This is a genomic window from Marinobacter sediminicola, from assembly GCF_031157525.1.
Taxonomy (GTDB): domain Bacteria; phylum Pseudomonadota; class Gammaproteobacteria; order Pseudomonadales; family Oleiphilaceae; genus Marinobacter; species Marinobacter sediminicola.
The window spans coordinates 69,119-83,643 of record NZ_JAVIXR010000009.1 but is presented as its reverse complement, the minus strand read 5'-3'; the positions used below and the strand labels follow the sequence as shown (position 1 = coordinate 83,643).

Sequence of the window (14,525 nt, the reverse complement as noted above, 5' to 3'; positions counted from 1 at the left end):
AGTATAAGCCCAGCGCTAAACCGTACCGCCAGATGAATGGCCAGTTACTGATAGTCGCTGAAACTGTGGGGGTCTGCCGCCAGCGCCAGACACAGACTGCCGGGGCCAATATAGATGCTGCTGGTGATGCCCATCTGCGACAGTAATAGCTCAACACCATTTTTCTCACAGGCACTTCTGAGCCTGTTCAGGCCAGGCAACGCTTCGATTTCTGCCCAAGTAAGACCGCAAGACAAGCTCACATAGGGTGTTAGCAGGCCAGCCTCAACTCTCGCCACGGCATAGTTCACTACCTTTTCCACCGCCGCATCGAAACTACGGGTTTTGGCAACGGGCTGACCTTCAACACCCTGGCCAAAAATTACCGGGGTGATGTTCAGGGCTTTGCCAAGAAACGCCACGACACCTGATATGCTCTTATCACCACGGCGTCTGGCGCGCTCACGAATGTAGTGAAGATCGCGGGGAATAACGCAGGTGTAGATCTTGTCAGAAAAACGCTCCACCTCATTACGCAGCGCGTTCTTGGAGAGCTTCTGGTCAATCAGCCTGAGCGTATGAGCCGCCAGCAAGCCTTGCCCCGCAAAGATCTGCTTGCTATCAATCACCCGCATAGAGAATTTGCCTTCTCGACCCGACGCAGCTCGGGCCTGCTCGTAATTAGCCATCACGCTATTCATAGCTTCAGATGCGTTCTGAAAAATCAGGCTTCGGCTGCGGGTGACCGTTTCACAAATTGCCACATCGTACTCGGGCACGATCTTTTCCATGAACAGCTCATGGATCTGTTCGGCGCTAAACGCCTGAGTTTCAGCATGGCGACCTTTTTGCAGGAGCCCACTCTGATAGAACTCCTGGGTTCTGACAGGGTCGTGCCGGTCAATGTAGGTTTCGCCATCAATCACCGCAGTTACGGGGAGAATGAACACGTCGTGCTTGCGACTGAATTCGAATGGTAAATCACACGCCGAATCGACGATTAACCCAACTTTCACACCAAATCTCCTGCTTTCAGTTCCCCGAGGTTTTTCTCCAAAAGTGCCCTGTTATCTTGCTGCCAGGGGTGGAAACCTTTGCGGAAATAGGCCAGAAATTCCGGCATACACTGGCGCAAAATTCCAGGCTTTCCCCACAAGAAATTGAGCCCACCCATCCAGGTGCGAAGGCTCCAGAGCTTGCCGTCGGTTTTCAACAAGCTGCAAGTATTCAAAAAGGTGTACTTGAAGAAGTTCCAGGTCACGAACAGAAATATGAACCGCCTCAGGTTCTCATTTCCAACACACTCCCGGTAAACATCAAACGCAACCGATTTGTGCTCGGTTTCTTCGATGGCATGCCAGCGCCAAAGCTGCGCCATAACCGGCGTTGCGCCCTCCAGCCACTCAGGGTGGCTGAGAATGGCATTCGCCAGCACCGCCGTATAATGCTCGGCGCCGCAGGTGCCTGCCAGTTGCCTGCTGGGAGAAAGCTTTCCAACCCACTCCATGTGTTTGCGAAAACGGCTATCCAGGCGGTCAATGTCATAGCCCCGTGCTTTCAAGTCCTCGTTGTACGCTTTGTGCTCGCGGCTGTGCAGGGCTTCCTGGCCAATAAATCCACGGATTTCCGCTTTCAGTTTCGGATCTTCAATCTTGCCTTGATATAACCGAACCGCATTGATGAACTGCTGCTCACCATCCGGAAACTGAAGCGACAGCGCATTGAAGAATGCCGTGCGAAATGCGTCATCGCCGTGCCAAAGTGTTTTTAAATCTTCACTGACATCAAAGTGCAGGTGCCGTGGTTTAACGGACACACCCTCGGGAGTGGAACTGATGGACATGACTGCCTCCTGCTTCTATTTATTATAATTTTTGACTGTTGAACAAAAAAACACCAGTAGCATCAGTCTAATGCCCAGAATGAGCTAGAAGGAAGGGCGGTGCCAGCAAAAAGGACACATTGTCACAAAATGACACATCGTCAGTGGACCGGAAGCAGGGATTATTAGAAAGCTGACACAAAAAAGGGAGGCATTTCGCCTCCCAAAGTCTTGCAGATCATTTTTTGGTGGTCCCTGGTAAAAATCAGGGACTAAATACTCAGGGTTTATCGGTTTGCGTGGCGCCCGGAGCTTCCGGGTCTGAGGTAAAGCCAAGAAGCTTGGTTCGCTCAATCAACAAGTAAAGAACCACACCGGTGCCAAGGCCCCAACCCGCACCATAGACCGCCAATACCACACCCATAGTGCCCGCAATGCCGCGCTCGGTGTTGTTCTCCAATTGCTCCAGACCAACCATCAAACAGATATAGCCAGTCAGCAAAAGAGTCAGGGACAACGCAATGGGTAGTACGGGTTGAAAAAAGCTCACCAGCGGCAGAATAAACAGGGCAATAAACCCAGTGATCCAGAAGGTGCCACCGCCACTGTAGATTGAATCCATCGCGTTGCGGCCATACTTGTAACGCTCAGCCATAGTCGCCGTTACAGCTGTCCAGATAGGGCCTGCCAGGCCGGGGTATGGCGCAAAGAACGCATGACCACCGTTACGAATGGCGGTTACCAGGTGCACTCGGTCGATGCTGTTATCGATATCCTCATCTTTACGAAGATGATCTACGCGGTTCATCAATGACTGCCCCACTACGATATCCCCGAAGGCAATAATGTAGGCGATGACCGCCGTTGGAACGGCATACAGGAAGATTTTTGGGTCGGGGAATCCAACCGTAAACGGCAGGTAGTTCCACAGCTCATCAAAAGCCGGCTTGGTAATGCCCCACTCAACATTCGGCACATCGTATTCGCCAGTGGCGAAGCCCACGAGGATGGCTACAATCATGCCCGGTACCATGCCGTAGTTAGCAATTTTACGTGCGAAGGAGTTGGTTTCAACAAAGCCTTTGAACGACACAGAGAACATCAAATACAAACAAACAAGGCCACCAACAATCAATGAGATTGGCGTGTTGGCCACTCGGCCGCCAACTTCAATTTCTCCCATCAGAGCCGCAATACCGGCACCAATAATAATACCGCCTTTCATTGAGCGTGGAATCAGATCCACCAGCTTGCTTCCCAGGCGAGTAATGCCAAGGAAAAGGAAGATGATAAACACGAGGAACTGCAGGGCGAACATTGCCTGAATGGCCTCGGGGCCGGGCTCATAGTCGCTCAAAAACAGTAGTACTACGGGAATGCCCGGTGTTATCCAGCCAGGGACCAAAGGCACGCCCAGCAATGCAGGAAGCATAAAACCGATACCGCAGATCACGGCATACGCCAAGGCGACATCGTAGGGTACGCCCAAGTATTTCTGCAGCAGAGGAATCATAGCCAAGCTGACCACAAACATGATCAGAGCCTGAACCATCTCCGCAAACTCCCAGCGGTAATGGACAAAAGGTAGCCGGATCTTGAAAGGACCGGCAGGCCAATAGGGCTGTTCTTCCCCGGTTTTACGGTGAAACATTTGCATAGCTAGGTCTCCCGCAAGCGTTATTTACGCATGCATGCTTTGTATTGTTTTTGTAGAAATATCCGGCAGCATCAGGAGTGGCACTGCCGATCAGGAGGTCAGTTCAACTCTTTGGCTTGATCCCTTAACAGGAACTTCTGGATCTTGCCCGTGGATGTCTTGGGCAACTCCGAGAAAATGACGGTTTTGGGTACCTTGAAGCGAGCCAGGTGTTCGCGGCAGAAATTGATAATATCTTCCTCACTCACATCACCTGCTTCTGGTTTGAGGGTCACAAAAGCACAGGGAGTCTCCCCCCACTTTTCATCCGGACGCGCCACCACAGCTGCTTCGAGAACATCCGGGTGCCGGTACAGCGTATCTTCAACTTCAATGGTGGATATGTTCTCACCACCAGAGATGATGATGTCCTTCAGGCGATCCTTGATTTCCATGTAGCCGTCTTCGTGCCAAACAGCCAGATCCCCGGTATGGAACCAACCGCCGCGGAATGCTTCCTCGGTAGCCTTGGGGTTCTTCAGATAACCTTTCATAACAGTATTACCGCGCAGGAATATCTCACCCACGGTTTTGCCATCTTTCGGCACGGCTTTCATGGTGTTCGGATCGCCTACCATGGTGCCGGCGAGGGTGTGATAGCGCACACCCTGACGTGCTTTGATTTTGGCCCGATCGTGCAATGGCAGCTCATCCCAGTCAGATTTCCACGCACACACGGTGACCGGACCATACACTTCTGTCAGGCCATACACGTGGGTCACCTTGATGCCCATCTCTTCAACGGCACCAATCACCTGGGCCGGTGGCGCAGCGCCTGCAATCATGGAGCGAACTTCATGATCAATGCCCGCCTTCGACTCAGGTGGCACATTCAACAAGGCGTTCAGCACGATGGGCGCGCCGCACATGTGGGTAACCTGGTGTTTTTTAATCAGCTGCAGGATCTTTTCCGGATCTACCCGGCGCAAGCAAACGTGCGTGCCTGCCATGGCAGTAATTGTCCAGGGGAAACACCAGCCGTTACAGTGAAACATCGGCAGCGTCCACAGATACACAGGGTGCATCCCCATGGACCAAACCGCCTGGTTACCCAGCGCGTTGATGTATGCGCCGCGATGGTGATAGACCACACCTTTGGGGTTGCCGGTGGTGCCGGAAGTGTAGTTCAGTGAAATAGCGTCCCATTCGTTGTCCGGGAAGCTCCACTGAAACTGTGGGTCGCCCTCTTGCAGAAAGGCTTCGTAGTCCAGATCACTAACCTGAACACCCTCGCCGTATTCCGGGTCGTCAACATCAACAATAAGCGGCTTGTTTTCCAGACGGCTCACAGCGTCGCGCACCACCTCACCAAACTCGCGATCGGCAATCACCACCTTGGCTTCGCCGTGCTCAAGCATGAAGGCAATGGCTTCTGCATCCAGGCGCACATTCAGCGTATTCAAAACTGCGCCCATCATGGGCACCCCAAAATGACACTCCACCATGGCGGGAATATTCGGCAACATGGCAGCCACAGTGTCTCCCCGCTTGATGCCTCGCCCTGCTAGTGCAGATGCGAGGCGCCGTGAACGGTCGTATGTCTGCGCCCAGTTATAGCGAACAGCTCCGTGGATAATGGAGGGGTAGTCGGGGTAGACGCTGGCAGTGCGTTCGATAAAATCAATCGGGGATTGAACAGCGTAATTGGCATCAAGGGGCGCAAGGCCCTGATCGAAGATCGAGGTCATGGGGTGTTCCTCTTTGTGAGCCTATTGTTCTTGTGTCGTATTCAGAAAAGCCGCTAGAGTGACTAAGAGTAGCTATGACTTCTTATAGAAATAATCTTATTTTATAGAGGTAATACTAGAAATTACACCAAGGTATTATAGTGTAATCACTATACAACACCCCAAAACGATAGAGCCGATTACTACTATGAGTTTTAGCTTGCCCGATGCAGACCCGCAACCCGGCCTGATACTCGATAGCGCTGCAAATACTTTGCGCAGCAATCTCGCCGCAGAATCATTGTGGGTGAAGAATGACCTGACAGACCCATCTGGCATCCTCCCAACGAATGTTCAGGCACTGGTTACCGCCGCGCTGACGCAAGCTCGGGCAATCGAAGATGTAGAATCCCACATCAACAACACCGTTCTTCTATGGACGTTTATCCCCTGCCTGAAAACCGCCGAGGTACTGGCCCGTGGCCGCGATGCCACGACCGATATCCTTAACCGGGATCAAGCCATTCGATCGAACCGCCTTTATCGGGTGATCACAGAAAACACCACCGATCTTATCTCGCGGCACGCTCCCGACGGGCGCTTCATTGATGCAACCCAGGCTTCATGGCGCCTCCTCGGCTATTGGCCGGAAGAGCTTCGAGGCCGGCTGCTGGAGGACCTATTCCAGAGTGATAGTTCTATGCGGCAACTGACCGAGACCCGCAACCGCCTGCGAGATGACGGCTATGCCACCATGACTCTGGACCTGACCCACCGAGACGGCAGCAAGCGGTGGTTCGAGATCGCAAGCCGGGCCATCAGAGAAACCTATACAGGTGCGGTTGTTGAGGTGGTCAGCGTATCCAGAGACATTACCGCCAGGGTAGCCTCAGAGGACAACAACCGCAGGCTGGCCGATGAACTTGCGCGTACCGCAAGACTCGCGGCGCTTGGCGAGTTGGCCTCCAGCATTGCCCACGAAATGAATCAGCCTTTGGCGACCATCGTTAACTTTGCCAGTGCCAGCCAGCGTTACCTGAAAAGCGCCAGCACTTACCCTGAACATCTTGAGCGTGTCGACGATGGCCTTGAGAAGATCATCCACCATGCCAATCGCGCTTCGGAAGTGATCAAGCACCTCCGAACCTTCCTTCGTAAAGGTCGGAAGCGCACAACAGAAGTTCTGCTAAACGAGACCCTCACAAAGGTTGCCCAGCTCTGCCAATGGGAGGCTGATAAATACAATGTAGAGATAGTCTGCACCCCGGCCGACAGCAAGCCGACAATCATTGCAGACCAGGTATTGCTGGAGCAGGTACTGATTAATCTGATTCGTAATGGCATGGAGGCGAATGTGGAAGCGCTCGCCGCCCAAGCAGCCACTACAGGTTCCCGCCTGATGCTCTCAGCATCCATAAACAGCGAAGGTGAAACGCTGATTGACGTCACGGATGAAGGGCCTGGCCTTGATGACCAGGAAATCCGGAAGATGTTTCAGCCTTTTTACACAAACAAGCCCCAAGGGCTCGGGCTGGGGCTTTCCATGAGCCGCTCCATTATCGAAGGTTTTGGTGGTTTTCTGGATGCCCGCCCCGCTTCAACCGGCGGCCTTACCCTGACCTGCCGCTTCCCGGCAGCATCCGCAAACAAACGCATATCCAGCACAGAGACTGCAACCGATGAGTAACGAACGCACCCCGGACACATCCACCGTTTACGTTGTTGATGACGACGCCGGCATGCTGGAGTCCACTCAGTGGTTGCTGGAGTCCGTTGGCCTGAACGTTCAAGCATACAGCGACGGGCGCAAGTTTCTGGATGCCCTCGGCGATAGCCGGGGCGGCTGCGTGGTGTTGGATGTGCGGATGCCGGGACTCGGTGGGCTGAACGTTCAGGAAGAGCTGCAAAAGCGAAGCATTGAGTTGCCAATCATTTTCGTATCCGGCCATGCGGATGTGCCAATTGTGGTGCGCGCGTTCAAATCCGGTGCCTTTGATTTCATTGAGAAACCATTCAATGAGCAGCTCCTTCTCGACAGCGTGCAGCAGGCACTGGAAGCTCACCATCAATCCAGTCATCTGCAGCTGGGCGACGAACGGACTGATGCGCTCATTTCGACGCTTACACGCCGGGAGCGGGATGTATTCCTGCCTATGGCCCAAGGCTACACCAGCCGTGAAATTGCCGATCAACTGGGCGTTAGTGTGAAGACCATCGATCTCTACCGGGCCCGTGTAATGAAGCGACTGGGTGCGGAGCGGCTGCCCGATGTTACGGGCTTAGCCATTACCGCTGGTCTGCTCGACCCATCAAACCTGCGCTAGCTCCTCATGGGCCAGCGCGCCCAGCCTGGCGATTGCCTGGTCGATACGCTCGTTCCAGGGATTGCCGCCGTTCAGCCGCAGGCAGGATTCAAACTTGTCTGATATGGAAAACATCAGGCCCGGAGCCACATTAATATTCTCTGCCCGGGCCCGGTGATAAAGCCGTGTGCCTGAAATGCCTTCCGGCAACTGCACCCAGAGTACAAAGCCGCCCTGTGGCCTGCTGACCGCAGTACCCACAGGGAAAGACCGCGCAACCGCCGCTCTCATACGCTCCGTGGTTTCCCGATAATTCTGCCGCGCCGAACGCAGATAACGATCGTACCCACCCTGCTCCAGAAAATGCGCCACCGCCAATTGCGGGATCGAAGACGTTGCCAGATTCGAAAAATACTTCTGTTGCCGAGCACCTGCCATGTATCGCCCAGGCAACATCCAGCCCAACCTTAACCCCGGCGAAATGGTTTTAGAAAACGAGTTGCAGTAGATAACATTATCCGTGCGATCAAATGCTTTCGCAGGCTTTGGGCGTTCGCCGGCATGATAAAGATCCCCGTAAATATCATCTTCTATCAACGGCACTCCAGCGGCAGCAAGCATAGACACCAACTGTTTTTTGCGCTCATCCGGCATACGTGCGCCCATGGGGTTGCTGTGATTGCATACCACTACGCAGGCTTTTACCGGCCACTGCTCCAGAGCCAACTGTAAACCCTCAAGACTTAACCCATCGGATGGGTGAGTCGGTATCTCCATCGCCCGCAGCCCAACAACTTCCAAGGCCTGAAGAATACCGGGGAACGATGGTGACTCAACTGCCACTATATCCCCCGGCTTAGTAACGGCGCGCAAACCCAGAATGATGGCTTCCTGAGCGCCGTTGGTAACAAGCACATCATCCGGCGTAATCGGAACACCAATCGTCGCCATGCGCTGCGCAATCTGCCTGCGGAATGATGTTTTTCCGGGAAAAGCGTAATCCAGAGTTTCAAGGCCCCGCCGAGCCGCCCAAATCGTACTCTGCTGAATCTGTCGCAACGGCAAAAAATCCGGATGGGGAATGGCAGTAGCGAGCGGCACCATGCGATTTTGTTCATCTGCACACAGCTCCAGAGTCATCTCACGGGCTGTTACCGGCGCCGGACGAATCCTGAGCCTGCCCATCACTGGCTCAGGGGCATCCACAACAGGCAAGCGAACAAAAAAGCCACTGCGCTCCCGGGCCTGAAGGTAACCCCGAGCTTCAAGTGTTTGGTGCGCTTGCAACACAGTTGAAATACTCACTTCGTACTGTTTGCTCAACACCCGCACGCCCGGCAGGCGGTCTCCATCCCGATAGACACCGTCCTGAATCAACGACTGAAGCCTGTCTGCCACCTGGTTGTATAGAGCCCCCATACTGCCCACCTCACCCAATCAAGAAATCATTTGCCCATTCGGACAGCCAGCACGCCCATTGCAACAGATCCGCACCAAACCGGAACGGTACAGATACCCGGAAAATCGACCGGTACAGACCGGCAACTTTTAGCTCTGTACCGGCTCAAAAACAGATTATCTGAATCTGTTATGGCTGTCAGTTCAGGAAGACAATAACAACATCGAAAATCAGAAGAAGGAGTTTCATCATGGGCATCGCAAACAGTCAGGCTCTGACCGCTACCCGAAGCAATCTTTTTGGCCTCAACCCGGGCGCGCCCGCACTGTACGGTGAAGACCTGAACACCAACCGCCAATGGCTGGAAGACCTCGGGTTTTCTGTACGCCAGTCAGGCCATAGGCACTGGGTAGTAACACACAGCAATCCATTGCCCGAGCTGCACTTTTACAGTGAGACTGAGCTGGCGCAGTTTGCCAGCTACAAAGGCCACCACTACGCTAAACACTTGCTCCCAGAGAACAGAACATGAATTACCCCATTTATCAGGTAGACGCCTTTACCAGCGAGATATTCAAAGGGAACCCTGCCGCGGTCATGCCGTTGGAGACGTGGCTTCCCGGCGACACCATGCAGGCACTGGCCGCCGAGAACAATCTGGCAGAAACCGCATTCTTCGTGCGGGAATCCGGCACCAATGGTGCAGACTTTCATATTCGCTGGTTCACTCCCAGTGTTGAAGTACCGCTTTGCGGCCACGCTACTCTCGCCAGCGCTTGGGTTATTTTCAATAAACTGGGGTGGCAGTCAGATGAAATACGCTTTGGTTCTCGCAGCGGTATTTTAGGCGTTCACCAAACCCCTGATAACTGGCTGGTTCTGGACTTCCCGAACCTGAAAATTGAAGAACAGAACACACCACCAATCATTAGCCAAGCACTGGATAGCGCGCCGGAAACGGCCTTTTACGTGCCGAATGACACCAATTACATGGTTGTTCTGGAAAACGAGGCAGCTGTGAAAGCGGCGCAGCCGGATATGCGAAAGCTCAAACAACTGGGCAATCAAGGCGTGATCATCACCGCACCCGGTGATACTGCCGACTTTGTCAGCCGGTACTTCGCGCCTGGCTCCGGAATTGATGAGGACCCGGTTACCGGCTCCATTCACAGTGTTCTGGTGCCCTACTGGGCCGAAAAGCTCGGCAAAACAAAGCTGGAAGCGCGGCAACTGTCAGCACGGGGCGGCTTATTACGCTGTGAACTGCAAGGCGACCGCGTTGCGATAGCCGGGCAAGCGGCTTTTTATATGGAAGGCACAGTTCATCTGGAATGAGCCATACAGCCGCCCTTAGGCTGGTATACTGCGCGCCACACAAACCAATCGGCGGGCAGTAATGACGGCAAGTTCCAGTAACCAGTACGATGTGATTATTATCGGTGCCGGCGCCGCCGGCCTGATGTGCGCTGCCACTGCCGGGTATCGCGGGCGCAAAGTACTGGTCATCGATCACGCCAATAAGCCGGGAAAAAAGATCCTCATGTCCGGCGGCGGGCGCTGCAACTTCACCAATCTCAACAGCACGCCCGCAAACTTCCTGTCGGACAACCCACGCTTCTGTATTTCCGCCCTCAAGCGCTACACCCCCCAGCACTTTCTGGATCTTGTTGAGCGCCATGGCATTGAGCACGAAGAGAAAGCTGCCGGCCAACTATTCTGCAAAGACAGTGCGAAAGATATAGTCACCATGCTGCTCACTGAATGCGACTGGGCCGGAGCTGAAATCCGCATGAAAACCAGCGTGCAAAACATAGTGCAAGGCGATGACAGCTACCGCATTAATACCAGTTCAGGCTCCCTGACCTGTGAATCTCTGGTCATTGCCTGCGGAGGCTTGTCCATCCCTACCATGGGCGCTACGGGATTCGGTTACGACATTGCCCGGCAGTTCGGGCTCACGATTTTACCCACCCGAGCCGGGCTGGTGCCTTTCACCCTGCACCCGGAACTGAAGCAACAGTTGGCGCCTCTATCCGGCGTAAGCTGCCCTGTTGATGCAGCCTGCAATAACCAGAACTTCCGAGAGCCCATGCTGGTCACACATCGAGGCCTGAGCGGGCCATCGATGCTGCAGATCTCCAGCTTCTGGCAGCCTGGCGACCCTCTGGCCATCAACCTGCTACCAGATCGCAACATCCACAAAGATCTTCTGGCCCTGCGCAAACAGAAGCCGCAAACCACGATTGCCAACTACCTGGCTCAGCACCTACCCAAGCGCTTTGCGCAGGTATTCAACGAGATTTATGGCTGGCATGGCCCGCTTCAGGGCTACAGAAACAGTGACCTTGAACAGGTGTCAGACACGCTTGGGCATTGGACAGTCAAACCGGCTGGAACAGAAGGCTATCGAACCGCTGAAGTGACACTGGGCGGCCTAGATACGCGCCAACTTTCTTCAAAAACCATGGCAGCGTTAGAGCATCCAAACTTGTTTTTCATCGGCGAGGTCGTGGACGTAACGGGGCATTTGGGCGGGCATAATTTTCAATGGGCGTGGGCTTCAGGGGTGGCGGCCGGGTTGTCAGCATGATGCCTTCCATACCTTTATTAATTCCTCGACAACCAGAACGTTAAGGGCTGACTAGCCACTTGCAATTCTGACCGCGATTAACTCTACCCTCGCCAATTTGCCATTAAAATTTCGATCTACCCTTCCCTCGTTTGGGTGATACCTACCTATGAATTGGCTTGCTAACATCCGATAAGCAATAGGGTCAATTTTCAGGCACCGAAAGCTAAGGAAAACACACAAGAGGAAGGACACATGATCTCATCGGCGCAATCAGTTTACGTTCGAAAACCGGCATCTGAACTTGGTTACTTTCGCACTGTGCTTATCACATGCCTCGCAATACCAGGCTTGGTGGCCTGCGGCGGAGGCAGTGGCGGAGGCGATAACAGCTCACCGGATATAACCGTATCGGCCAGTACCGTTACACCGTCCCTGAACGGCAAGCATGAAGCAACTGTAAAAGCGACAACCAATGCCACAAATCCGACCTACGCCTGGACTGTCGAATCCCGTCCGGAAGGCAGCTACCTGCACAACAGTGGTATTTCGAATCGCGACAAGGCAGCAGCCAGCTTCACTACAGATGCTGTTGGTAGCTACGAATTAAAGGTAACTGTTAACGGGAATGTCAGCGATACGGTTACCCTGGAAGCTGACAACATCTGGCGCCCGTTAGCCGTCGATGACCTGCCGGATGGCGCAGTTTCTTATGGTTTGTCGCTCGCTACTGCTCCCAGTGGCGAGCCTTATGTTGGCCATCTTGGAAGAGTCGGTGGCGTTAATAACGGCCTTACAACCCTGAACTTTGACGGCATTAGCTGGCAAAACGTTGGCAGCGACAACTATGCTCACCAGGACTTATCTCTTGCCATTCACCCCGACGGAACGCCTTACCGAGCGTACTCTGACATCGCGACTCAAGGCGCTGTGCAAAAATTTGATGGTAACAGCTGGGTGTTGGTTGGTTCAGCTACCCTGGCCGCTGACGACGCGGCCCGTATTTCCTTGGACATCGCGCCGGATGGAACACTTTATCTTGCGTATCTTGATACGTCAGATGACAACAAAGTTGTTGTCCAGATGTTTGACGGCACTGCATGGAGCAAGGTTGGCGGCTCCGCCGCCAGTGGCAGAGATGCGGGATTCGCCTCCCTGGCCGTCGCTTCAGATGGCACCCCCTACATTGCTTTCAGCGACAGCTCCAATGCTAACAAAGCGACAGTCAAAAAGTATGATGGTTCCAGCTGGGTGAATATTGGTATTGCCGGTTTCTCTCCGAGCGAGGCGGAGCATCTTTCATTGGCTATATCCCCGGTAGACGATACACCCTATCTCGCCTACGTTGATGCGAATGAGCAAAAAGGCGTGGTAGCCCGTTACCAGGGTACTAGCTGGTCACGGGTCGGTGGCGGTTACCTGCCAAACAGTCGTATCACGCGCGAACTCGCTCTGGCCGTGACACAGGACGGGCGTCCCATGGTCGCGTTCAGCGATGGATCTGCAAACGTTGACTTTAAAGCCCGGGTAATGCTGTATGACGGCACCGACTGGAACAATCTGGGTGAACCAGGCTTTTCATCAGACCGAGTGTCTTTTGTCAGGCTGGCGTTGCTACCGGACGACACCCCGCTCATCGCCTATGCTGTCTCTACCAGCGGGCAATCCAATAAAATGTTTGTACGCAAGCTGAGCACATTAGCACCTCAGGTAACCCACATCCTTCCGGGAAGAGGCGAGCGGCAGGTTGATAAAAGCACAAAGCTGACGGTTCGCTTTGATCGGGAAATGGATGAGACAACAACAATCAATAGCAGCAGCTATGTAATCCGGGATAGTAATGGAGTTGTTAATATCAACAGCATTCAATCCGGCCTGGGCAACATGACCGTAGAGCTTGAACCCGGCCGTGACCTTGTGGGTGAGGTGACGGTTACTCTGGAAGAAGATGAGATCCAGGATGTTGACGGCAAGAAGTTCAAAGGTATGAGCTGGCACTTCTGCATATCCTGCTAACGGCCTCTGCGCGGCATGAGTACTAAGGTATTACCCATGCCGCGCCCGGTATTCACAGTTCATACGAGCCAGTCGATAAAAGCTTGCCTTCAGCAAGCAGGAGACGGAATAGAAAACAGGAGTTAGAGCCAACAAAATGTATGCGGGGCCGTCAATTCAGCCGGACCCGCTTAAGGGGGGCGCTATGAACCTTTAGCGTAGAACAACCAAGGGCTTCTTTGCGGTTCTCAGCATAGTGGTTGTCGTACTGCCCACAAAGAACTGGCGTATGCGGGAGTGGCCGTAAGCACCCATTACCAAGATGTCGATATTATGCTCTTCCTGATATTTGTGCAGCGCCTGCTCCACATCACCAGATAGGATGGTGAGAGTGATATCTGCTTCGAGTACTTCCAGCATCTGCTTTGCTTTTTCCAGCTGGCTTCTGCGCTCGGCGTTGTCAGTCCCGACCATCACCAGGTGCAAAGGCATACCCTTCAATACCGGGCTCCCCGCCAACAACTCAACACCTCTGAACGCCGTAGGGCTACCATCAAATGCAAGCATGGCTGTGCGAGGCATTGAGAAGGAATCTGGCACGAGCAGGATTGGCCGGTGCACACTACGGATCACCGTTTCGAGCTGGCTGCCGATGCCTGCGCCACTGTTGGAGCTACTGTCACCTTGCAAGCCCATCACTACCAGCCGGGTTTCATCTTCAAGCGCCATCAGGGATTCGGTCAAATCACCGTGCCGCTGGCGTTTTTTAATGTCACTGATGCCTGCACTCTGCAACCGGTGAGCGGCTTCATCCAGCATGTGTTCACCGTGCTCAAGAGCCAGCTTGGCTCGCCTACGATCCAGCTGCGCAAGCTCATCCAGCAGTTGCTCACGACTACCCAGCCCAATATTCCCGGCCAGATCCGGCTCTGAAGGATAACGCTCCTGGTCCAACACATGCAGGAGGGTCAGGGGTGAACCCATATGTTTGCTGGCCCAGGCCGCGTAGTCGCAGACTGCCGGCGCCGCGGGTGAGCCGTCAATGCAGGCCACTACCTGCAGGCTGTCCTGGATGCTCTCAGTTGTATTTTGCAT

At 53.9% G+C, this 14,525-nt stretch carries 12 protein-coding genes; 6 read left to right on the top strand and 6 right to left on the bottom strand.

Going from position 1 to position 14,525, the window contains the following annotated elements:
• Window positions 1–44: 44 nt before the first annotated feature.
• The 4 genes from RG807_RS13095 to RG807_RS13080 form a co-directional block, all read right to left on the bottom strand.
• Window positions 45–995, bottom strand: a complete 951-nt coding sequence (locus RG807_RS13095) for a DegV family protein (protein WP_309045280.1) — start codon at window positions 993–995, stop codon at window positions 45–47.
• Window positions 992–1,822: a metal-dependent hydrolase gene (locus RG807_RS13090; RefSeq protein ID WP_309045279.1), complete on the bottom strand. Its 831-nt coding sequence runs from the start codon at window positions 1,820–1,822 to the stop codon at window positions 992–994. The genes RG807_RS13095 and RG807_RS13090 overlap by 4 nt, the downstream gene beginning before the upstream one ends.
• A 259-nt stretch (window positions 1,823–2,081) precedes the next feature.
• Complete coding sequence (locus tag RG807_RS13085; protein WP_309045278.1) at window positions 2,082–3,458, bottom strand: solute carrier family 23 protein; 1,377 nt, start codon at window positions 3,456–3,458, stop codon at window positions 2,082–2,084.
• Between the two features lie 98 nt (window positions 3,459–3,556).
• Window positions 3,557–5,185 (bottom strand): acyl-CoA synthetase, encoded by a 1,629-nt coding sequence (locus RG807_RS13080; RefSeq protein ID WP_309045277.1) that lies wholly within the window; start codon window positions 5,183–5,185, stop codon window positions 3,557–3,559.
• 187 nt (window positions 5,186–5,372) lie between these two features.
• Here RG807_RS13080 and RG807_RS13075 point away from each other — a divergent pair, with 187 nt between their 5' ends.
• On the top strand, window positions 5,373–6,851 hold the full coding sequence (locus tag RG807_RS13075; protein ID WP_309045276.1) for a sensor histidine kinase: 1,479 nt from the start codon (window positions 5,373–5,375) through the stop codon (window positions 6,849–6,851).
• Complete coding sequence (locus RG807_RS13070) at window positions 6,844–7,488, top strand: response regulator transcription factor (RefSeq protein ID WP_309045275.1); 645 nt, start codon at window positions 6,844–6,846, stop codon at window positions 7,486–7,488. Before RG807_RS13075 ends, RG807_RS13070 begins: the two co-directional genes overlap by 8 nt.
• Here the strand turns inward: RG807_RS13070 and RG807_RS13065 are convergent.
• Window positions 7,474–8,886, bottom strand: coding sequence for an aminotransferase-like domain-containing protein (locus RG807_RS13065; RefSeq protein WP_309045274.1), 1,413 nt, complete (start codon window positions 8,884–8,886; stop codon window positions 7,474–7,476). The two genes, RG807_RS13070 and RG807_RS13065, sit on opposite strands and share 15 nt — an antisense overlap.
• Before the next feature lie 230 nt (window positions 8,887–9,116).
• On the opposite strand from RG807_RS13065, the gene RG807_RS13060 reads away from it, so the two are divergent.
• The 4 genes from RG807_RS13060 (at window position 9,117) to RG807_RS13045 (ending at window position 13,451) form a co-directional block, all read left to right on the top strand.
• Window positions 9,117–9,398, top strand: coding sequence for a hypothetical protein (locus tag RG807_RS13060; RefSeq protein WP_309045273.1), 282 nt, complete (start codon window positions 9,117–9,119; stop codon window positions 9,396–9,398).
• Entirely contained in the window at window positions 9,395–10,201 is an 807-nt protein-coding gene (locus RG807_RS13055) for a PhzF family phenazine biosynthesis protein (protein WP_309045272.1), read from the top strand. The genes RG807_RS13060 and RG807_RS13055 overlap by 4 nt, the downstream gene beginning before the upstream one ends.
• 61 nt (window positions 10,202–10,262) lie before the next feature.
• Window positions 10,263–11,456, top strand: coding sequence for a BaiN/RdsA family NAD(P)/FAD-dependent oxidoreductase (locus RG807_RS13050; protein WP_309045271.1), 1,194 nt, complete (start codon window positions 10,263–10,265; stop codon window positions 11,454–11,456).
• A 234-nt stretch (window positions 11,457–11,690) separates the two neighbouring features.
• Window positions 11,691–13,451, top strand: coding sequence for an Ig-like domain-containing protein (locus RG807_RS13045; protein ID WP_309045270.1), 1,761 nt, complete (start codon window positions 11,691–11,693; stop codon window positions 13,449–13,451).
• Window positions 13,452–13,643: 192 nt separating this feature from the next.
• Here RG807_RS13045 and RG807_RS13040 read toward each other — a convergent pair whose 3' ends face one another.
• Window positions 13,644–14,525 (bottom strand): universal stress protein, encoded by an 882-nt coding sequence (locus RG807_RS13040; RefSeq protein ID WP_309045269.1) that lies wholly within the window; start codon window positions 14,523–14,525, stop codon window positions 13,644–13,646.